Annotated in this window: 17 protein-coding genes and 1 pseudogene; 14 read left to right on the forward strand and 4 right to left on the reverse strand. The window is 70.1% G+C overall.

The window, feature by feature from the left end; genetic code table 11:
- The first annotated feature begins 322 nt into the window (after positions 1-322).
- The 4 genes from IEJ02_RS16980 to yicI all read left to right on the forward strand — a co-directional run bounded on the left by IEJ02_RS16980 (position 323) and on the right by yicI (position 5,711).
- Entirely contained in the window at positions 323-1,627 is a 1,305-nt protein-coding gene (locus IEJ02_RS16980) for an ABC transporter substrate-binding protein (protein ID WP_191065654.1), read from the forward strand.
- 7 nt (positions 1,628-1,634) lie between these two features.
- Complete coding sequence (locus tag IEJ02_RS16985) at positions 1,635-2,549, forward strand: carbohydrate ABC transporter permease (protein WP_191065655.1); 915 nt, start codon at positions 1,635-1,637, stop codon at positions 2,547-2,549.
- A gap of 92 nt (positions 2,550-2,641) precedes the next feature.
- Positions 2,642-3,406, forward strand: coding sequence for a carbohydrate ABC transporter permease (locus IEJ02_RS16990; protein WP_191065699.1), 765 nt, complete (start codon positions 2,642-2,644; stop codon positions 3,404-3,406).
- Between the two features lie 19 nt (positions 3,407-3,425).
- The gene (gene yicI / locus IEJ02_RS16995) at positions 3,426-5,711 is read left to right on the forward strand and encodes an alpha-xylosidase (protein ID WP_191065656.1); all 2,286 of its coding nucleotides are present in this window, start codon (positions 3,426-3,428) and stop codon (positions 5,709-5,711) included.
- Positions 5,712-5,781: 70 nt separating this feature from the next.
- Here the strand turns inward: yicI and dacB are convergent, their stop codons facing one another.
- Positions 5,782-7,380, reverse strand: a complete 1,599-nt coding sequence (gene dacB / locus IEJ02_RS17000; RefSeq protein WP_191065657.1) for a D-alanyl-D-alanine carboxypeptidase/D-alanyl-D-alanine endopeptidase — start codon at positions 7,378-7,380, stop codon at positions 5,782-5,784.
- A 126-nt stretch (positions 7,381-7,506) separates the two neighbouring features.
- Here dacB and IEJ02_RS17005 point away from each other — a divergent pair, with 126 nt between their 5' ends.
- Positions 7,507-7,914 (forward strand): DUF3592 domain-containing protein, encoded by a 408-nt coding sequence (locus tag IEJ02_RS17005; RefSeq protein WP_191065658.1) that lies wholly within the window; start codon positions 7,507-7,509, stop codon positions 7,912-7,914.
- An 80-nt stretch (positions 7,915-7,994) separates the two neighbouring features.
- Here IEJ02_RS17005 and IEJ02_RS17010 read toward each other — a convergent pair whose 3' ends face one another.
- Positions 7,995-8,669 (reverse strand): TetR/AcrR family transcriptional regulator, encoded by a 675-nt coding sequence (locus IEJ02_RS17010; RefSeq protein ID WP_191065659.1) that lies wholly within the window; start codon positions 8,667-8,669, stop codon positions 7,995-7,997.
- 99 nt (positions 8,670-8,768) lie between these two features.
- Here IEJ02_RS17010 and IEJ02_RS17015 point away from each other — a divergent pair, with 99 nt between their 5' ends.
- Positions 8,769-9,695, forward strand: a complete 927-nt coding sequence (locus IEJ02_RS17015; RefSeq protein WP_191065660.1) for a zinc-binding dehydrogenase — start codon at positions 8,769-8,771, stop codon at positions 9,693-9,695.
- A 16-nt stretch (positions 9,696-9,711) separates the two neighbouring features.
- Here the strand turns inward: IEJ02_RS17015 and IEJ02_RS17020 are convergent, their stop codons facing one another.
- Together IEJ02_RS17020 and IEJ02_RS17025 are read right to left on the reverse strand one after the other, a co-directional pair.
- On the reverse strand, positions 9,712-10,227 hold the full coding sequence (locus IEJ02_RS17020) for a GNAT family N-acetyltransferase (RefSeq protein WP_275559540.1): 516 nt from the start codon (positions 10,225-10,227) through the stop codon (positions 9,712-9,714).
- On the reverse strand, positions 10,224-11,555 hold the full coding sequence (locus tag IEJ02_RS17025; protein WP_498067038.1) for an NsdA family TPR-like regulatory protein: 1,332 nt from the start codon (positions 11,553-11,555) through the stop codon (positions 10,224-10,226). The genes IEJ02_RS17020 and IEJ02_RS17025 overlap by 4 nt, the downstream gene beginning before the upstream one ends.
- Before the next feature lie 123 nt (positions 11,556-11,678).
- On the opposite strand from IEJ02_RS17025, the gene IEJ02_RS17030 reads away from it, so the two are divergent.
- The 8 genes and pseudogenes from IEJ02_RS17030 (at position 11,679) to IEJ02_RS17065 (ending at position 18,894) form a co-directional block, all read left to right on the forward strand.
- Positions 11,679-12,146 carry an ATP-binding protein gene (locus IEJ02_RS17030; protein WP_191065663.1) on the forward strand — a complete coding sequence of 156 codons (468 nt, stop codon included), beginning with the start codon at positions 11,679-11,681 and terminating at the stop codon, positions 12,144-12,146.
- A gap of 69 nt (positions 12,147-12,215) precedes the next feature.
- Entirely contained in the window at positions 12,216-13,343 is a 1,128-nt protein-coding gene (locus IEJ02_RS17035; RefSeq protein WP_223863960.1) for an adenosylhomocysteinase, read from the forward strand.
- 9 nt (positions 13,344-13,352) lie between these two features.
- On the forward strand, positions 13,353-13,895 hold the full coding sequence (locus IEJ02_RS17040; protein WP_191065665.1) for an NUDIX hydrolase: 543 nt from the start codon (positions 13,353-13,355) through the stop codon (positions 13,893-13,895).
- 77 nt (positions 13,896-13,972) lie between these two features.
- A pseudogene (gene tgmC / locus IEJ02_RS17045) lies at positions 13,973-15,148 on the forward strand (ATP-grasp peptide maturase system methyltransferase).
- 597 nt (positions 15,149-15,745) lie between these two features.
- Positions 15,746-16,147, forward strand: coding sequence for a hypothetical protein (locus tag IEJ02_RS17050; RefSeq protein ID WP_191065666.1), 402 nt, complete (start codon positions 15,746-15,748; stop codon positions 16,145-16,147).
- Between the two features lie 132 nt (positions 16,148-16,279).
- Positions 16,280-17,032 (forward strand): ATP-binding cassette domain-containing protein, encoded by a 753-nt coding sequence (locus tag IEJ02_RS17055; protein ID WP_191065667.1) that lies wholly within the window; start codon positions 16,280-16,282, stop codon positions 17,030-17,032.
- 3 nt (positions 17,033-17,035) lie between these two features.
- Positions 17,036-18,304: a DUF7224 domain-containing protein gene (locus IEJ02_RS17060; RefSeq protein WP_191065668.1), complete on the forward strand. Its 1,269-nt coding sequence runs from the start codon at positions 17,036-17,038 to the stop codon at positions 18,302-18,304.
- Positions 18,301-18,894, forward strand: a complete 594-nt coding sequence (locus IEJ02_RS17065) for a hypothetical protein (protein ID WP_191065669.1) — start codon at positions 18,301-18,303, stop codon at positions 18,892-18,894. Before IEJ02_RS17060 ends, IEJ02_RS17065 begins: the two co-directional genes overlap by 4 nt.
- The last annotated feature ends 105 nt before the right edge of the window (positions 18,895-18,999 follow it).

Genomic DNA, 18,999 nt, shown 5'->3' on the forward strand with positions numbered 1-18,999 from the left:
ATGCTTTCTCCGCCCCGCCCCTTCCCACCGCGTCGACATGCGGCTCCGCCGCAAGGCGGGGCGCCACCCCAGACCCCGGGGTCCAGGGGCGGAGCCCCTGGATCGGGAAGGGGCGGGGAGGGGAGCAGCCCGCCGCGGGCGTCACAACCCGTCGGGCGCCCCCTCCGAGAGCCTGAGGGGTCTCCCCCGGCGCTTCCGGGTACGCCCGTTTTGTCAACGGCATTGACATATCTCTATCACCCCTCGTATACCTCTCCCCATCGAAGCGCTTCGACGAACGTTGCACATGCGCCCTTCCTTCCCACCCTCCCGGAGGCAGCGGATGTTGTCGGCACGGAAACGGACGAAACGAACGGTGGCCGTCATCGCGGCCACACTGGCGGCATCCCTGGTCATCGCGGGTTGCGGGGACGGCGGGGACGAGGCCGGGGACGGCAAGTCGCTCAAGCTCTGGCACTACGAGGCGCCCAACAGCGCCATGGGCATCGCCTGGAAACAGGCGATCGAGGAGTTCAAGAAGAGCCATCCGGGCGTCACCGTGAAGGTCGAGGAGAAGGGCTTCGAACAGATCCAGAAGACCGCCTCGATGGTCCTCAACTCCGGTGACGCGCCCGATCTGATGGAGTACAACAAGGGCAACGCCACCACCGGCCTGCTCTCCAAGCAGGGCCTGCTCACCGACCTCACCCCCGAGGTCACCAAGCGCGGCTGGGACAAGCCGCTCAGCCCCGGCGTGCGCACCACCAGCCGCTATGACGCCCAGGGCGTGATGGGCTCCGGCAACTGGTACGGGATCCCCAACTACGCCGAGTACACGATGGTCTTCTACAACAAGGCCCTCTTCGACCAGCACCACATCAAGGTCCCGACCACCTTCGCCGAATTCACCGCCGCCCTGAAGGCGTTCAAGGACAAGGGCGTCACCCCGCTCGCCGGCGCGGGCGCCGAATACCCCGCCCAGCAGTACGTCTACCAGCTCGCCCTCTCCAAGGCCGACCGCTCCTGGGTGGACGCCTACGAGCAGTACCAGGGCAAGCCGGACTTCCACGACGCCGCCTGGACCTATGGCGCCACCACCTTCGCCGACTGGGTGAAGAAGGGCTACCTCGCCAAGAGTTCGAGCGGCGCCAAGGCCGAGGACGCGGGCGCGGCCTTCATCGCGGGGAAGTATCCGATGTTCTTCTCCGGCAGCTGGTGGTTCGGCCGCTTCAAGGCCGAGATGAAGGACGAGTGGGGCACCTTCCCCTTCCCCGGCTCCAAGCTCACCCTCGGCTCCGGCGGCAATCTCTGGGTCGTCCCCAAGGGCGCCAAGAACAAGGAGCTCGCCTACGACTTCATCGACATCACGATGAGGAAGGGCATCCAGAACACCCTCGGCAACAACGGCGGAGTGCCCGTGGCCGCCGATCCCTCGGCGATCACCGACCCCAAGTCCAAGGCCCTGATCAAGGACTTCACCACCTACGCCGACGGCGACGGCCTGGCCTTCTACCCCGACTGGCCGGTCCCCGGCTTCTATGACGTCCTCGTCTCCGAGACCCAGAAGCTGATCACCGGCAGCGCCGAGCCGGACGCCTATCTGGACGCGCTGAAGAAGGCGTACGACGCGGGCGCGCCGAAGGGATGAGCTCCCGATGAGCTCCCACAGCCACGGCGTCCGACGCGGGCGCCGCGAGTATCCGTACGCCCTGTTCCTGCTCCCCGGCGCGCTGGCCTTCCTCGCCGTCATCGTCGTCCCGTTCCTGATGAACACCGGGATCAGCCTCACCCACTGGCAGGGCGTGGGCAGCCCGAAGTGGGCCGGGCTCGCCAACTACCGCGATCTGCTGGACGACTCCGCGTTCTGGGAGTCCTTCCGGCACAGCCTGGCCATGGTGGTGGCGATGGCGGTGCTCCCCACCGCCCTCGGCCTGGTGCTGGCCGCCGCGCTCTTCGACTACATCGCCAAGCACATCGGCACCCGCACCGCGAGCGTGCTGCGCGCCTGCTTCTATCTGCCACAGGTGCTGCCCATCGCGGTGGCCGGAATCGTCTGGAGCTGGATCCTCGCCCCGGAGAACGGCGCGCTCAACGAGGCGCTGGGCGCCGTCGGCCTCGGCTCACTGCGCCAGGACTGGCTGGGCGACCCGGACTTCGCGCTCTACAGCGTGATGGCCGTGATGGTGTGGGTCCAGCTCGGCTTTCCGCTGGTGGTCTTCATGGCGGGGCTCCAGCGCGCCGACCCGTCCCTGCACGAGGCGGCCGAGCTGGACGGGGCCTCGTGGTGGCGGCGGTTCTGGCATGTGACGCTGGTCCAGATCCGCCCGGAGATCTATGTCGTGCTGCTGTGGTGCACCATCGCGGCGCTCAAGGTCTTCGGCGCGGTGTATGTGCTCACCAAGGGCGGGCCGGGCGGGGCCACCAACGTCCCCTCGTACTTCTCCTTCCAGTCCTTCTTCGAGAAGACACAGGTCGGGTACGGCTCCGCGGTCTCCACCGCCCTCACCGTGATCATCCTGGCGCTGGCCCTGGTGGCATTGCGCCTGCAAACCCGGGCGGAGGACGAGTGACCGCCCTCGGAGGACCAGTGAACGCCCTCAAGCGACACCAGGCCCCGGCCCGCTACCCCGTACTGGCCGCGCTGATCGTGGCGGCCGCCCTCATGGTGCTGCCGTTCCTCGTGGTGGCCCTCAACGCGGTGAAGTCGCCCGCCGACTACTCCGCGAACGGCCCCCTCAGCCTGCCCGAGGGGATCCACCTCGACGGCCTCAGCGACTTCTGGCAGCGGGTGGACTTCGGCCGGAAGCTGTTCAACTCCGCGCTGATCTCCGGCTCGGTGGCGGTGCTCGCCGCGCTGCTGTCGGTGCTCAACGCGTACGCGATCGGCATCGGGCGGGTCAGGGGCCGCCCCTGGGTGCTGGCCTTCTTCGTCCTGGCCAACATGCTGCCGCAGGAGGCCCTGGTCTACCCCGTCTACTACCTGTCCAAGGAGGTGGGCCTGTACGACACCCGGCTGAGCGTGATCATCGTCTTCACCGTGATCCAGTCGGCCTTCGGCACCTATCTGCTCTCCTCCGTGCTCGGCGCCTTCCCCAAGGAGGTCATCGAGGCGGCCCGGATCGACGGCGCCACCAAGTGGCAGGTGCTGTGGCGGGTCGTGGTGCCGGTCAGCCGCCCCACCATCGGGGTACTGCTGGTCTTCTTCTTCATCTGGACCTGGAACGAGTTCCTGCTGCCCCTGGTGATGCTGATCTCCAACGACAACCAGACGGTCTCGGTGGCGCTCGGCGTCCTCCAGGGCCAACGGCTGATGGACGCCACCATGACCAACGCGGCCGCCCTGCTGGGGGTGCTCCCCGCGTTCTGCTTCTTCCTGATCTTCCAGCGGACCCTGACCCGTGGCATCGCCATGGGCGCGGTCAAATGACGAGGAGGGCCGCATTCGCATGAAGTTCAGCGATGGCTATTGGAGGCTGCGCGAGGGCGTCCACGCCGCGTACCCCCAGGGGGTGCTCGATGTGGAGACCGGCCCCGGCACCCTCACCGTCCACGCCCCCACCCATCCCGTACGCCACCGCGGCGATCTGCTCAAGGGTCCCGCCCTCACCCTGACCTGCACCGCCCCCATGCCCGATGTGATCGCCGTCCGGATCACCCACTTCGCGGGCGGGGTGGAGCGCGGCCCGTCGTTCGACATCGCCCGCCAGGAGGGCGACGCCAAGGTGCGCTGCGACGACGGGGAGGCCCGGCTCACCTCGGGCGCGCTCTCGCTGCGCCTCGCCCGCACCGGACCCTGGCGGATGGACTTCGAGGCCGCCGGGCGCACGCTCACCAGCAGCGGCGTCAAGGACATGGGCATCATGGAGACCGCCGACGGCCACCACTACCTGCGCGAACGGCTCGCGCTGCGGGTCGGCACCTCGGTCTACGGCCTCGGCGAGCGCTTCGGCCCGCTGGTGAAGAACGGCCAGGCCGTCGACATCTGGAACGCCGACGGCGGCACCGCCACCGAGCAGGCGTACAAGAACGTCCCGTTCCTCCTCACCGACGCGGGCTACGGCGTCTTTGTGGACCACCCCGGCCGGGTCTCCTTCGAGGTCGGCTCGGAGGCGGTCTCCCGGCTCCAGTTCAGCGCCGAGGACCAGGAGCTCACGTACTACGTCATCCACGGGCCCACCCCCAAGGAGATCCTGCGCCGCTACACCGCGCTCACCGGCCGCCCCGCGCTGCCGCCCGCGTGGTCCTTCGGGCTGTGGCTGTCCACCTCCTTCACCACCTCCTACGACGAGGAGACGGTCACCGGCTTCGTCGACGGCATGGCGGAGCGCGCGCTGCCGCTGTCCGTCTTCCACTTCGACTGCTTCTGGATGCGCGAGTACCAGTGGTGCGACTTCACCTGGGATCCGCGGGTCTTCCCCGACCCGGAGGGCATGCTGCGGCGGCTGCGCGAGCGGGGGCTGAAGATCTCGGTCTGGATCAACCCGTACATCGGCCAGCGCTCCCCGCTCTTCGCCGAGGGCAAGGCGGCAGGCCATCTGCTGAAGCGGCCGGACGGCTCGGTGTGGCAGTGGGACCTGTGGCAGCCGGGCATGGCGCTGGTGGACTTCACCAGCCCCGCCGCCCGCGCCTGGTACGCGGCCAAGCTGACCGCGCTGCTGGACATGGGCGTGGACTGCTTCAAGACCGACTTCGGCGAGCGGGTGCCGTTGGACGTGGTCTACGCGGACGGCTCCGACCCCGAGCGGATGCACAACTACTACACCCAGCTCTACAACCGCACCGTCCACGAGGCGCTGAGCGAGCGGCGCGGGGAGGGCGAGGCGGTGGTCTTCGCGCGCTCGGCCACGGCGGGCGGCCAGCGGTTCCCGGTGCACTGGGGCGGCGACTGCGAGTCCACCTACGAGGCGATGGCCGAATCGCTGCGCGGCGGGCTCTCGCTGGGGCTCTCCGGCTTCGGCTTCTGGAGCCATGACATCGGCGGCTTCGAGGGCACCCCGGACCCGGCCCTGTTCAAGCGGTGGATCGCCTTCGGGCTGCTGTCCTCGCACAGCAGACTGCACGGCTCGTCCTCCTACCGGGTGCCGTGGCTCTTCGACGAGGAGTCGGTCGAGGTGCTGCGCCACTTCACCCGGCTGAAGCTGCGGCTGATGCCGTATCTGTACGAGGCGGCGCGGCAGGCGCACACCGACGGCATCCCGGTGATGCGCGCCATGGTCCTGGAGTTCCCGGACGACCCCGGGTGCGCGGGCCTGGAGCGGCAGTACATGCTCGGCGGGGATCTGCTGGTCGCCCCGGTCTTCGACGACGAGGGCGAGGTGACGTACTACGTACCGGAGGGCGTCTGGACGCATGTGCCCAGCGGGCGGACGGTGCGCGGCCCGGCTTGGGTGCGCGAGACCCACGGCTTCCTCAGCGTCCCGCTGCTGGCCCGCCCCGGCGCGGTGATCCCGTTCGGGGCGGCCGAGGACCGCCCCGACGCCGACTGGGCGGACGGGGTCACGCTGCGGGTGTACGAACCGGTGGCGGGCCCGGTCACGGTGCGGGTGCCGCGCCCGGACGGCACGACGGCCGCCACCTTCACCGTCGTCCGGGACGGGGCGGTGCTGCGCGCCGAGGCCGCCGGCACCTCGGCGCCGTGGCGGCTGGAGGTGGCCGGCGGCCCGTCCGCGGAGGCGGCGGCGGGGACGTCGGTGCTGACGGTGCGGCTTCCGCCTGGCGGCGGCGGGGCCTGACCTCAGCTCAGCGGCGGGGCTTGACCTCAGCAGTTCCGGGGCCTGACCTCAGCACCGGTGGGGCCTGACCTCAGCACCGGCGGGGCTTGCTCCAGGAGCACTCGCGTCCGGCGTCGGCCGTGGCGGCCGTGGCACCCGTGGCGTCGTCCCGTACGGCACGGGGCCGCACCGCCTCCGCATGGCCCGCGCCGGACGTCGCGAGCGTCACCACGATCGCGTCCTCCAGGTTCTTCACCGAGGGGGCGAGATAGTTGTTGAGGACGACGCTGTAGACCAGCTCCCTTCCGTCCGCGTCGGTGACATAGCCGGAGAGCGCGGAGGCGCCGGTCAGGGAGCCGGTCTTGCCGCGGGCGTTCCCGGCCGCCGGGGTGGAGCACATCCGTGACCGCAGGGTGCCGCCCACGAACCGGTCCGGGGCGCAGGCCACCGGCAGCGAGGCGTACCAGTCGGCGTACCAGGGCTCGTCGCGCACCGACAGCAGCAGTTCGGTGAGGCGCCCGGCCGCGATGTTGTCCATCCGGGACAGCCCCGAGCCGTCGACCTGGCGCACCGCGCCGGTGTCCACGCCCTGCTTCTTCAGCCAGTCGGCGATGGCGGCGAGCCCTGCGTCCCAGGTGCCGCGCCCGGCCGTCTCATAGCCGATGGCCTTGGTGAGCGCCTCGGCGTGGATGTTGTTGGACAGCTTCATGAAGGGGATCAGCAGGTCCTTCAGCGGCATGGAGCGGTGCGAGGCGAGCGTTCGGGCGTCCGCCGGGGCGGCCCGGCCCAGGCGGGTGGGCCCGGCCACGCGGACGCCGTGCCGTTCGAGGGCGTCGGCGAAGACCGAGGTGGCGTAGCCGGTGGGCGCCCAGACGCTGACCCACTCCTTGGCGGTCGCCGCCCCGGCCGGGAGGGCGCCGCTGACGGTGATGGTGTTGGAGCCGTGCTGCCGCTCGATGGTGAGGCCGCCGCTCCCGGTGGTCGCGCGGTTGTCGATCCGTACGTACGCGTTCGGCGGCGTGACGGTGACCTTCGGCCGGTCGCCGGCCGCCGCGCCAGGGGTGACCTCCACGATGACGCTGCCCGCGTCGTAGTCGGTGTCGGGGGCGAGGGTCAGCGCGGAGATCTGCGCCGCGTAGTACGAGGACTCGTCGTCGGCCGCCCAGGAACGGCCCACCCGCTGGGCGTCGAAGCGGGTGTCATCGGCGATCAGCCGCCCGCTGACCTTGGTGATCCCCGCGTCGGCGACCCCCTTCGCCAGACGGTCGTAGTCCCCGGCGAGCATCGTGGGGTCACCGGTGCCCCGAAGGTAGAGATCGCCCCTGAGGGTGTGCCCGCGGCGGGCGCCGTCGGTCAGCACATCGGTGCGGAAGCGGTGGTCGGGGCCGAGCAGCCCCATGGCGGCGGCCGAGGTGAACAGCTTGGTGTTGGAGGCGGGCATCAGCCGGTCGTCGGGCCGGTGCCGGTAGAGCACGGCACCGGAGTCGGCGTCGGCGACCACGACCCCGGCCGCGCCGCCCTTCAGCAGGGGGTCGGCGAGGATGGTGTCGATGGCGTCGCCGATCCCGGCGCGGGAGGCGTCCGCACCGGCCGGTGAGCTCCAGGTGAGGGTGAAGGCGAGTCCGGTGACGAGGGGGATGACGAGGGGCCAGATCCAGCCGCTCACACGACGGTTCAGGGGTCTGCTCATGTCACGGGAGGATCCCGCACCCGGGGGCTCGGCGACAGGGCGCCGCCCGACGGCAACCGCGGCTCCGGATCAACGCGTCTCCTGTGGCGGGCGGGGGATTCGAACACGACGAGAGGCGATTCATCGATGGGCGCTCCCGCGGCCGAGGTGCTGTGCATCACGATCGGGCTGTTCCTCTACGCCTGCGCCGTCCGCGACGCCCGGCTGGTGCGACGACTGCGCCGCGAGGGGGTCCGTGCGGAGGGGCTGGTGGTCGCCAACGTCGTGGACCGCCGGGACCAGAACCGGAACCCGACCCAGACGCCGGTCATCCGGTTCCACGACCACCAGGGCTACGAGGTGGAGTTCACGACCGCGATCCAGGGCATCGGAATGGGGCTGGCGACCGGCCGGAGGGTGGACGTGATGTACCTCCCGGGCGAGTCACAGAAGGCCCGGGTATGGATGCGACGCCACATACTCGGCCCGGCGGCGGGCCTGACCCTGGGCGGCACGCTCTTCCTCGGCTTCGGCCTGGTGATCGCCTTCGGCTGACCATCGCCCGCGGGGCGGGGCCGCGAGGTCACCGCGCGTGGGCGGGCAGCGGCCGACCACGGGCGGCCAGGGCCCGAACATCAACCGCCGTCCCCGCCGGGCCCGGCCGTCAGGGCGAGGCTTTCGGGGAGGGCGGCTACCGCCTCGCGGAGGCGGGCGGCCAGTTCCTCGGCGGTGGGCGGCTCGCTATGGCCCGCCTCACGCGCCTCGTCCGCCTGCGCGACCCAGGCCGTGAGCGCCCCGTGGAACGCGGCGACCAGCATGTCCACCGCCAGCCGCGGCCGTAGGTCGCCCGGTGCGCCGAGGCCGAATCGGCGGCGCAGGATCGCCAGCGCCTCCTGCGTGGTGGCCTCGCAGAACTGCAGGCCGTGCGCGCCCATCGAGGGCGTCCGCTCGGCCAGCCGCCGGCTGAGCAGCATCCGCCGGGCCCAGCCCTCGTCGTCCATCCGCGCCAGCGCGGCCAGCAGTGCGTCCCGCCCCAGCTCCACCACCGGCAGCCCGTCCGGCTCCGCCGTCTCCAGCTCCTCCAGGAAGGCCCGCCACAGGTCCTGGTCGGGGGCCATCGCGACGTCTTCCTTACTGGTGAAGGTGCGGAAGAAGGTGCGCTTGGAGACCTCCACCTCCTCGCACAGCTCATCCAGCGTCACCCCGCCGAAGCCGCGCCGGGTGAACAGCTCCAGCGCGGTGTCTATCAGTGCCTGGCGGGTGCGCCGCTTCTTGCGTTCGCGCAGTGAGGAGTCGGGAGCGGCAGTCACGGCGAAAAGTGTAGCCGTCACTGATAACGCCACTTGCACGCGTTTGCCACTCAGTGGCATAACTGATGTCGCCATCACTCACCGGAAAGGCGAACCGCCATGCGCGCCCTGCTCGTTGACCACTCCTCCCCCTCCGGCCTCCGCCTCGGCGCGGCCGCCGACCCCGAACCCGCCCCGCACCAGGCGCTGGTCCGGGTGACCGCCACCTCCCTCAACTACGGCGAGGTCGCCCACCGCACCGAGGCCCCCGACGGCACCGTCCTGGGCTGGGACGCCGCCGGAGTGGTCGAGCACGCGGCCGCCGACGGCTCGGGACCGGCCGCCGGAACCCCCGTCGTCACCCTGGGCGCGGACGGCGGCTGGGCGGAGCTGCGCGCGGTGGACACCGGGATGCTCGGCGTCCCGCCCGCCGGTGCCGACCCCGGCGCGATCAGCACCATCCCGGTCGCGGGCGGCAGCGCCCTGCGCGCGCTGCGCCGGATCGGCGACACCCTCGGCCGACGCATCCTGGTCACCGGCGCCACCGGCGGAGTCGGCCGCTACGCCGTCCAGCTCGCCCGGCTCGGCGGCGCGTACGTCATCGCCTCCACCGGCGATCCGGCGGCCCACGGCGACGGTCTGCGTGCACTGGGCGCCCACCAGGTGGTCACGGACCCGGCGGAGATCGACGAGCCGGTGCACGGAGTGGTCGACAACGTCGGCGGACCGCAGCTGGTGGCGGCGTACGACAAGCTCGCCGCGCACGGCACCCTGGTGTCCGTCGGCCATGTGACGGGCCAGCCCGAGACCTTCCCGTTCGGCGCCCTCTACGGAAACGAAGGCCGCCACAACCGCTCGATCGTCACCTTCTACCTGCTGGACCGCCCCGACATCGGCGCGGACCTCGGCTGGCTCGCGGAGCGCGTCGCGACGGGCGACCTGGACCCCCAGATCACCTGGCGCGGCGGCTGGGACCGAGCCGAGGAGGCCGTCACCGCCCTCACCGAGCGCCGCCTCCACGGCAAGGCCGTCCTGGACATCGGCTGACCGCCGACGGCCGACGTCACCGCACCATGACCGTCAGAACCGGCGCCTCCGGCGAGGACTGGGCGGTGCCCACCACCCGGTAGCCCCATGACACGTAGAGGGCCTGCACCCTCCCGTCCTGGTTCAGGGGGTTGACCATCAACGAGGCTTGCGTCTCGGGCCGCCCGGCCAGCAGGACGTCGTGCAGCCCACGGGCGATCCCCTGCCTGCGCCACCGCTGGCGGACCATCATCTCTTTCACCGCGACCGTAGAAGCCCCCGCAACGACCGACTCGGGCTCTGGTCGGATGCGACGCCACCAGCGGTCATCCGCTCCGGTGAGTCGGTTGGCGTAGATATAGCCGATGGGCTCACCGGAGTCGTAGGCCACCACGGCCTCCCAACCCGGTTCGGCGGCGTGCCGGTGCAAGCGCTCCCCGAACGTCTCCGGGGCGTAGTGCGGTAGGTGGAGTTTGTGCGCCCAGCACTCCTTGTAGATTCCCACCAGGTCATCCCACACGGACTCCACGTCACCGATCCGAACGAAGCTCACGCTGCCCTGCACTGCTGCTCCCAGGAGTCGCAGACAGGGCCGGGCGCGATCCGACGAAGGTCACGGGTGAACGAGTCGAGCATGGACCGCACCCGAGGGTGCTCCACGTCAATGGAGGCGGCGGTGACCACGGCGCGCTCCGCCTCTCCCTGCCCGAGCTGGGCGCGGGCCAAGCGGGCGGTCGTGATGGCCCGGGAGCGGACGAGATGGGGACGGAACAGGGTGAGGGAGGCATGGGCATGCGCCTCGGCCTCGGCACCTCGACCGGCAGCCAGGTACGCGGTGGCGGCAAGGCTGTGCACTTCGGCTTCGTCGTAGAACGCGGGCAGCCACAGTGGCCGCCGCTCGCCAGGATCAGCGCGGAGCATCGCATCCCGGGCGCAGTCCAAAGCGCGGTCCACACCGGCCTTGTCCCGCGTCAGGCCGAGGATCGCGGCATGCCTGGCGTGGCCGAGGGAAGCGAACAGCGGGTCACGGCGGGTGATGGACAGGCGCCGGGCGACATCGTTGGCGTCGAGGGCATCAGCCGGTCGGCCCAGGTGGCGGTAGAGACTGCCCTTGTGGGACCAGACGCGGAACAGGATGGTCTGGTCGCCGGATTCCTGGGCAAGGCTGGCCGCCCGCTCGTGATGCCGTAGGGCCGCATCGAAACGACGCCCGTCGGTGGCGGCCCACATGGCGCTGGACACGCAGGCGGCGGCCGTGGCATACAGGGCGTGCCTGACGCGCTGGGAGCACGAACCGCGCTGCCGCAGGGCAACGGCTTCATCGGCCAGGGCCAGGGCAGCGGTCTCGGTCCGCTTGTCCCCGCCCCTCTTGTGGTCGGCGGCGATGAGTTTGGCGAAGCGGCCTTGCAGAGCCCGTACGTCGCCCATGCCGACGCGGTAGGGCGTGGCGGGAGCCGGTGCGGTTACGGCCGCCCCCAGAGCAACTCCCGTGGTGAGGGCTTGGCGGCGGTTCACATTGTCCTCCGGAGGGGCAGCAGGGAGACGGCCCGGCGGGGGAACGAATCCCAGCTCGACCGGTTCCCGGCCCAGTGTCATCGTGAGGGCGCGGCGCTGGAGCTCGTGGGGCCAGCGGGTTTGGCCGCTCAGCCACCGCCGCACCCCCCGGTCACCGACCCGGCCTGGCCTTCCGGTCATTCGCTCGATGGCCTTGTTCACCGCCTCGGCCAACTTCTCCTGCGTTAATCCAGCATCATCCAGGGCCATTTGGAAGGCTCGGTTCCCCATGTCTCCACGGTAGACACGCATGCACAGCCCACCAAGCAACTGAGTCAAGGGGAGGCAAAAAGGTCCGGGTGCATGCGGGCAGGGCGGATTGCACATGCCCTAAACACGGAGCGCTTCCAAGCGTTGACTGGGCGTCATACAGCGCCAGGCCGCCCACACGAGCAGCCCGTACCCCGATGTCTCCACGCTGCCTGGCCCACTCACCAGAAGGCCGACGAGATGACCACGATGATGATCAGCAAGCCCTCACCGCTCACACCCACCTGCACAGGCCATCCGACCTACACCCAGTCGCTCCCGTGCGCCGAGGAGTCCGTGGGCATCGCGCGCCTGTCCGTCGCCGCGACCCTGCACGCCTGGGGGCTGGAGGACTTGGTGGACGACGCCTGCTTGATCGCCTCAGAGCTGGCCACCAACGCGATCCGGCACGCCACCCGCCACATCCCCGATCCCGAGCAGCGCGGCTGCTTCCGCCTCAAGGTCGAACGCCCCAGCGATCACCTGGTACGAATCTCGACGTTCGACCGATCCCGCACGATCCCCCGCGTCATCGAGGCGAGCGAAACAGCTGAGTCCGGGCGCGGCATGGCCGTAGTGGACGCCGTCTCCTGCCGGTGGGGCATCGCCCCCAGGCCGTGGGGCAAAGGCGTCTGGGCAGAGTGTGCCACCCCGGATCACCTGCCGTGACGCGTGACCGCAGCCCGACGCACCCGGTGCCCAGACCGAAGCACCGAACGTCCCTGCCTTCGTGAGGAGATGCACGTGGAAACCACGGACCTTGTGCGGCTGGATACCTACTTCGGCCGCATCGTGCAGCGGTTTCAGCTGCCCGACCGGCCCGCTTCGCTCCTGGTCACGCATCTGCTGGCCGGGCGCCCAGCGTTCGTCCGAGCCGTGGCCGGTCTGTCGGACCTGCGTGCCGTACTCCCCAAGCCGAAGTCGATCAGCGCCACCGCCCGCCGGGAGGTCGAGCGGTCCTTCCCCTGCGACGCACTGTCCCGGGACCTGTTCGCAAACCCGGATTCGGCCGTGACGTATCTGGAGGCGCGAGCGGCGGGCGACGACGTGTTGCTGCTCGACGTGGGCGGCTACTTCGCCCCCGCACTGGAAGCCCTGTACGACCAGTTCTCCGGCCGGATTCTCGGCGTGGTCGAGGACACTGAGAACGGGCACCGCCGGTACGCCGAGATCGACAAGCTGCCCTGCCCCGTCGTGTCCGTGGCCCGCTCACCGCTCAAGGACCCGGAGGACTTCCTCGTCGGCCAGTCCGTCGTTTTCTCCACCGAAGCCCTGCTGCGGGGCAGAGGCGACATCTTGCACGGCCGCCCCGCCCTGGTCCTCGGGTTCGGGAAGCTCGGCTCCAGCATCGCCCGCCTCCTGCACGCCAAGGGCATCCACGTCACCGTGTACGACGTCAGCCCGGTCCGGCGCGCCCAGGCCCTGTCCCAGGGCTTTGGCGTCGCCCGCGATCGGGACCACGCCCTCACCCAGGCCGGACTGGTCCTGTGCGCGACCGGTTCCCTGTCGCTGCGAGGCGAAGACTTCCCGCAGCTCCGCAACGGCGCCTACGTCGCCACCGTCACCAGCAGCGAAGACGAACTGGAGCTGGACGGACTGCCGGACAGCTACACCCGCAGTGCCGCCGGAGACGGTGTCACCCGCTACCTCGCCACCGGCCACTACTTCTATCTGCTCAACAACGGCAACGCCGTCAACTTTCTGCACGGCGCCAGCGTCGGCCCGTTCATCTTCCTCGTACAGGCCGAGATACTGGCCGCCCTCCGCATGCTGGCGCGGGGAGACCTCACCCCGGGCATGCACGAGGTGCCGTCCGAGGACCGTGCCGCCATCGCCGCGACCTGGCTCAACTACTACAACCGCTAGGGGAGACCCGTGACCATCACGGCCGACCAGATCCGCGCCGTCATCAGCGACTACACCAGCGCTCATCCCGAGGAGAAGACGACCCTCACGCCCGTTCTCGATCTGCTGGACAGCGGCGCCGACCTCACCAGCCGGAAGGAATTCCGGGGCCACGCCACTGCCGGGGCCGTCCTGGTCGACGACGACGGGCAGGCCCTGTTCATCGAGCACCTGGCGCTCGGCAAATGGCTACTGCCCGGCGGCCACTTGGAGGCCGACGACGCCGACCTCATGGGCGCCGCCCTACGGGAACTGGCGGAGGAGACCGGCATCGACGCTGGTATCGTCCCGCTCTCACCCGTCCCGGTGCACGTCGACGTACACCCCATCCCGGCCAACGACGCCAAGGGCGAGCCCGACCACCAGCACTTCGACTTCCGCTACCTGTTCCGCACCACTACTGGCAGCGGCGTGACCTTGCAGGCCGAGGAGGTCAGCGGCTTCGCGTGGCGAGGCCTGGACACCATCAGCGACGAGCGGCTGAGGAACCGCGTTCGCGCCGCCTTGCGCTGACCGGGACCTTGGCTCCGACAGCCTTCCGCCCCCTCCGGCCTCTTCGCCGACCTGCTCGCGCAAGGAGACACCTCCCGATGACACCCGACACCGCACCGGAGCGGCGCGCCCTCGCCGACCGGCTTCAGGAGGCCGGAGTCCTCGCCCATCCGAAGTGGCGCGCGGCGGTCGAGGCCGTACCCCGTGAGCTGTTCCTCCGGCCCGGCGTGTTCCTGCCCGCCGACGATGGGCGCTGGCGGCCCGTCACCGCACTCGGCACCGACCCGAAGGAATGGTCCGAGATCGCCTACCGCGACGAGTCCCTGGTGACACAACTGGACGGGCACCTCACCGCCGACCAGGCCACCGAACCCGTCCCTGGCGTGCCCACGTCATCGTCCACCACCCCCGTGACGGTCGTCGGCATGCTCGAGGCCCTGGATATCGAGGACGGTCACACCGCGCTGGAGGTCGGCACCGGTACCGGCTACTCCACCGCCCTGGTGTGCCACCGGCTCGGAGAAGACAACGTCACCACGATCGAAGTGGACCCGGACGTGGCCGCCCGCGCGGATGCCGCCCTGGAGGCTGCCGGATACTCCACCTGGACCGTGACCGGCGACGGGCTCCTCGGCCACCCCCGCCGCGCCCCTTACGACCGCGTCATCGCCACCTGTGCGGTACGCCGCATCCCCCACACCTGGGTACGCCAGACCAGGCCGGGCGGCACCATCCTCACCACCCTCGCGCCCGGCTCCTGAGCGTACGGCACCGGCCTCGCCAAGGTCACCGTGCACGACGACGGCACGGCCGAGGGGCGGATCATCGGGGAGTCGTCGTTCATGCAGGCACGCTCCCAGGCGGTCGTACCGCTCGCCGGGGACCTCTCGGCGCGCGCCGCCTACGCCGACAGCGAGCGCGAGGCGAAGGTGGGGCCGACCCTGCTGGAGGAGTGGATGCCCGCCTTCCTCGCCCAGCTCGCCGCACCCGGCGCCCAGCTCGTACGCGCCGCCCGACCCGATGGCGCCCAGCAACGCTATGTGTTCGATGCCGACCGCGAATCCTTCGCCGCGTTCACCGACAACGGCTCCGGCTGGACCGTCCGGCAGGGCGGGCCAGTGGCGCTGTGGGACGACATCGAGCGGGCGCTCATCGCCTGGCAGGACGCCGAACGTCCCGACATCAGCACCGTGCGGCTCCGCGTCACCCCCCGCTCGCACACGTACTGGATCGGCGACGGGCCCGCACTGCGCTGGGAACACCGGCTCGACTGATCACAGGCCATACACACGACGAAGGGCCCCGCCGTGGCTTGGATTCCAGGGGCCGCCGTCATGTGGCGCGCTGTCGCGCCCCCTGCCCTCCCTGCTCCGATGACGAGGCGAAGCCCTGTACCGCAGCGTGCTGCTGCAACTACCTGTCGAACCCTGCGCGGCCAGGTCGGCGGCCGGTGGGCTGATGGCTTTGTGTGCGGCACCGTCCGGTTGTGGACTGTAACCATGTGATGACTGTGCGTTTTCGGCCATTGTGGCTGCAGGGGTCCGCGTGAGCATTGCGGAGAGCGACTGAGCCTCGTGGCGGTCTCGGATTGCGACTCGCTCACGCGTACGACCAGGATGGATGCGACATCCACCTCTTCGGTCGAGCGATGAGGTCGCTTACGAGTGGATTCGAGCGATGCGAAAAGCAGTGCGACACTCGCACGCTTTTGGTCGTTATTTGACATGATCATCGCTGTGAATCGGTGATGTGGATATAAGTTCGTGTGGCGATCGCAAGCACGACAGCGCTGCATCCGGGGGGAATGCGAAAGGTGCTTCCTCCGTCATGCCTGCATGGCTCATGTCATGCGCAGGACACAGGAGAACTGAATGCACATGCACCGGAAAGCTGTTGGTCTCGTCGCCGGGGCCGTACTGCTGGGATTCGCCGGCGCGGTCCCGGCCCATGCCGAGGGCAGCCGCACCACGTACTTCACCGGCTGGCACCCCGGCAACGAGTCCTCCCGCTGGACTGACAACAACACCGACGGTGTCAGCACCTCGGTGACCCTCAGCGGCTGCCACACCGACGGGGCCAACGGGTTCCAGAAGGCCAACCTGAAACTGTGGAAGAACCGCGACCTACTGCCCGACGACGACCAGGGCACCCGCAGCAACAGCTGCGGCAGATCCGCCTGGGGGGACCAGTCGTCTGGTAAGTACTACTTCGAGCTCTTCAGCTTCACCACGGGCAGCACCATGAGCGCCAACAAGGTGGTCATCGCCTACTAGAACCCGAAGACAGTACGGCACGTCTTCACAGGTGCCCGGGCGCAGGCAGGCTCTGCCCGCGCCCGGGCACCTCCCGCTCCGCTCCTCACTACAGCCTCCTCGGGACCACCCTGGCGGCGGATTGTGCGACTCATGGCCCTGGAATTCCGCGGTGTCTCCTTCCGGTACAACCGGAAGACGACCGTTCTCGACAGCTTCGACCTTCGCGTCAGCAGCCCGGCAACGGTGCTGCTCGGCCCGAACGGGGCAGGAAAGTCCACGCTGATGGCGCTGGCCGCTTCCCAGCTCAGGCCCCTGGTCGGCACGGTCATCTGGAAGGGCCGCAACCCTGCGGCTCGCAAGGACGTGATGGCGTACCGGAAGGCGGTGGCCTGGCTGCCGCAGCACATCACGCCCGTACCGGGCCTGACCGTACGGGAGCAAATCGCCTATGCCGGCTGGCTCAAAGGCATGAACCGCACTGACGCCTGGAAGGCATCGGCCACCACGCTCGGCCGTGTCGGCCTGGACAAGCTCGCCGACCGCCGCAGCCACCAGGTCTCCGGCGGCCAACTGCGCCGGATGGGCATCGCCGGAGCCCTCACCCACCACAGCGAGCTCATCCTCATGGACGAACCGACCGCGGGCTTGGACCCCACCCAGCGCAAGGTCTTCCGGTCCTTACTCGAACAACTGGCCGACGAGGTCCACATCGTCGTCTCCACCCACCAGACCGAAGACCTCGCGGACCTCTACCAGCACGTGGTCGTCCTGGACCGGGGCACCGTGCGCTTTCACGGCACCACCACCGAATTCCACGCCATGGCCGACAACGCCGACAACGCCCAAGGCCCCCGCGAGCGCGCGGAAGCCGCCTATGCCCAGCTCGTAGGCGAGGAGATCTGACCCGTGCTGCTCCGTACCCTCGTCCGCGTCTCGTCCGGCACCCGTCTCCTGCCGTTTCTGGTCGGCTTCATCGTCATCGCCCTCGGTGACAACCTCTCCGAGTGGGTCACGCCCCACTACTGGCTCTCCGCCACCGGCACCGCGAGCCTGGCCCTGTCCTTCGTGGGTCCTGCGTGTGCCGGAGCCGGTGCCTGGGAGGGAAGCCGGCTCAGGCGCGCACGCATCTCCGACCAGAACGCGGTCCGCTCGCCACTGGCCATCGCCTTCCCCCTGCTGCTGCCGGTGTTCGTGATGGGCGTGGCCGGCATGACGGCGGCCCTGCTCGTCTCCGCGGCTGCCGCCGACGTCGGCTTCGGCATGCCCCACCTCGGCATCCTCGCGGTCGAAGCGGTGCTTCTCGCGGCCAACACTCTGGTCGGCTTCGTTCTGGGCCGTCTGTGGGCTCCGATCATCGCGGTGCCGCTCACGCTGATCGCGAGCTTCGTAGCCAACGCCTACCCGGTCTCCTGGAGCATCGTGTGGATCCGCCACCTCATCGGCGGAGGACTGCAGGACTGCTGCATGCTCGACCAGAGCCTGGACGCATGGGCGCTGGTCAGCGCGGGAACATTCGGCGTGGCGGTCTGTCTGTCCGCCGCCGTGCTGATCCAGTACCGCAAGGCCACCCCCGCCGTCGTCGCCGCGGCCGCGCTGCTCGCCGGAGGGTTCGCAGGCGGTGCCGCCTCCGCCCACGGCATGGGGGCCAACCCGGTGACCTCCCGTTCGACCAGCGACCTGGCGTGCGACCACGGCCGGCCCCGCATCTGCCTGTGGCCCGAGATGGACCACCAAGCCGCCATGATCCGCACCGAATCACGCAAAGCCGTCGCAAGGCTCCGCCAGGCCGGCGTCGCGGTGCCCGCCACCCTGACCATGGCCGACCGGCCAGGCACTGACGAGACCAAGCTCGCCATCGGGCCCGGCATCAGCGCCCTCGGCGTGCCCACAGGAGTGGCGGCAGGACTCCTTCCGCACTCGCCCGCCTGCGCGGACAACGGAGAGCCCTATCCGGCCGCTGACGCCTACGGCCCCGTCGGAGCGTGGCTCTCCCTGACCGCCGGCGCCTCGCCCCGCACCCTCACCAACCGAGTCGCACCGCCCGAACTGGCCCTGGTCCAGCACGTCCTCAAACAGTCCCGACAGGCCCAGCTCGCCTGGTACGAGCACAACACCCGCGCCATGCGATCCTGCAACGCAACCCCCCAACTGGACATCAACGGGAGCCACGGATGAACTGGTGGCTGAAGGCCCGCGCCGTCCCCGCACTGAGCGTGTCCGTCGTCCTGACCAATGCGGTGGGACTCCTCATGGGCAACGCCGAACTCCCTGTACCCGTTCTGACCGGCCAGTCCGGACACTTCCTCGTCGGCCACCTCATCACCCTCCTGCCTGCGATGCTGCTCCTCCACGGCATGGGACGCGGCGACCTGCGCACCGAAAGCGCCGCCTGCCGCCCCGTCCGGACGTGGGACGCCACCCTCGGCCTGGCGGCCGCCACCACCGGGGCGGGGATGGCAGCCCTCTGCTACGCCCTGGGGGCCGACAGCATCGCTCTGGTACTGGGGCGCAACATCGCCGGGTACGTCGGCCTGGCGCTGCTGCTCTTCCCTTTCCTCGGTCACCGCATCGCGGCTGTCACCGTCGCTATCGTGCCCCTTGTGTGCGCGGCGGCCGGCTGGAGAAGCGGCGGTCGCCCCGAGCCATGGGCCTGGATCCTGTACCCCGCGAACTCCCTGATCGCCCCACTCATCACGGCAGCCATCGTCCTCGTAGGCATCCTTGTCTGCCTCACACGACAGGACCCGTTGCGGTCCACTCGCTGAAGAAGCCGTCAGTTACTGCGGCAGGTGCCGGCGAGGCTGCCAGAGCCCGAGTACTGCTCGTTCGTTGCCGCTCTGGAGCCGGGCCGGACCTCGTGGAACCATACG

Origin of the sequence: Streptomyces sp. 5-10 (assembly GCF_014712245.1) — a bacterium.
GTDB classification, from domain to species: domain Bacteria; phylum Actinomycetota; class Actinomycetes; order Streptomycetales; family Streptomycetaceae; genus Streptomyces; species Streptomyces violaceusniger.

Bases quoted from the DNA above. Each gene is read 5' to 3' on its own strand.
- IEJ02_RS16980 (WP_191065654.1), top strand. From the start codon at position 323: ATGTTGTCGGCACGGAAACGGACGAAACGAACGGTGGCCGTCATCGCG.
- IEJ02_RS16985 (WP_191065655.1), top strand. From the start codon at position 1,635: ATGAGCTCCCACAGCCACGGCGTCCGACGCGGGCGCCGCGAGTATCCG.
- IEJ02_RS16990 (WP_191065699.1), top strand. From the start codon at position 2,642: ATGGTGCTGCCGTTCCTCGTGGTGGCCCTCAACGCGGTGAAGTCGCCC.
- yicI (WP_191065656.1), top strand. From the start codon at position 3,426: ATGAAGTTCAGCGATGGCTATTGGAGGCTGCGCGAGGGCGTCCACGCC.
- dacB (WP_191065657.1), bottom strand. From the start codon at position 7,380: ATGAGCAGACCCCTGAACCGTCGTGTGAGCGGCTGGATCTGGCCCCTC.
- IEJ02_RS17005 (WP_191065658.1), top strand. From the start codon at position 7,507: ATGGGCGCTCCCGCGGCCGAGGTGCTGTGCATCACGATCGGGCTGTTC.
- IEJ02_RS17015 (WP_191065660.1), top strand. From the start codon at position 8,769: ATGCGCGCCCTGCTCGTTGACCACTCCTCCCCCTCCGGCCTCCGCCTC.
- IEJ02_RS17025 (WP_498067038.1), bottom strand. From the start codon at position 11,555: ATGTGCAATCCGCCCTGCCCGCATGCACCCGGACCTTTTTGCCTCCCC.
- IEJ02_RS17030 (WP_191065663.1), top strand. From the start codon at position 11,679: ATGACCACGATGATGATCAGCAAGCCCTCACCGCTCACACCCACCTGC.
- IEJ02_RS17035 (WP_223863960.1), top strand. From the start codon at position 12,216: ATGCACGTGGAAACCACGGACCTTGTGCGGCTGGATACCTACTTCGGC.
- IEJ02_RS17050 (WP_191065666.1), top strand. From the start codon at position 15,746: ATGCACATGCACCGGAAAGCTGTTGGTCTCGTCGCCGGGGCCGTACTG.
- IEJ02_RS17055 (WP_191065667.1), top strand. From the start codon at position 16,280: ATGGCCCTGGAATTCCGCGGTGTCTCCTTCCGGTACAACCGGAAGACG.
- IEJ02_RS17065 (WP_191065669.1), top strand. From the start codon at position 18,301: ATGAACTGGTGGCTGAAGGCCCGCGCCGTCCCCGCACTGAGCGTGTCC.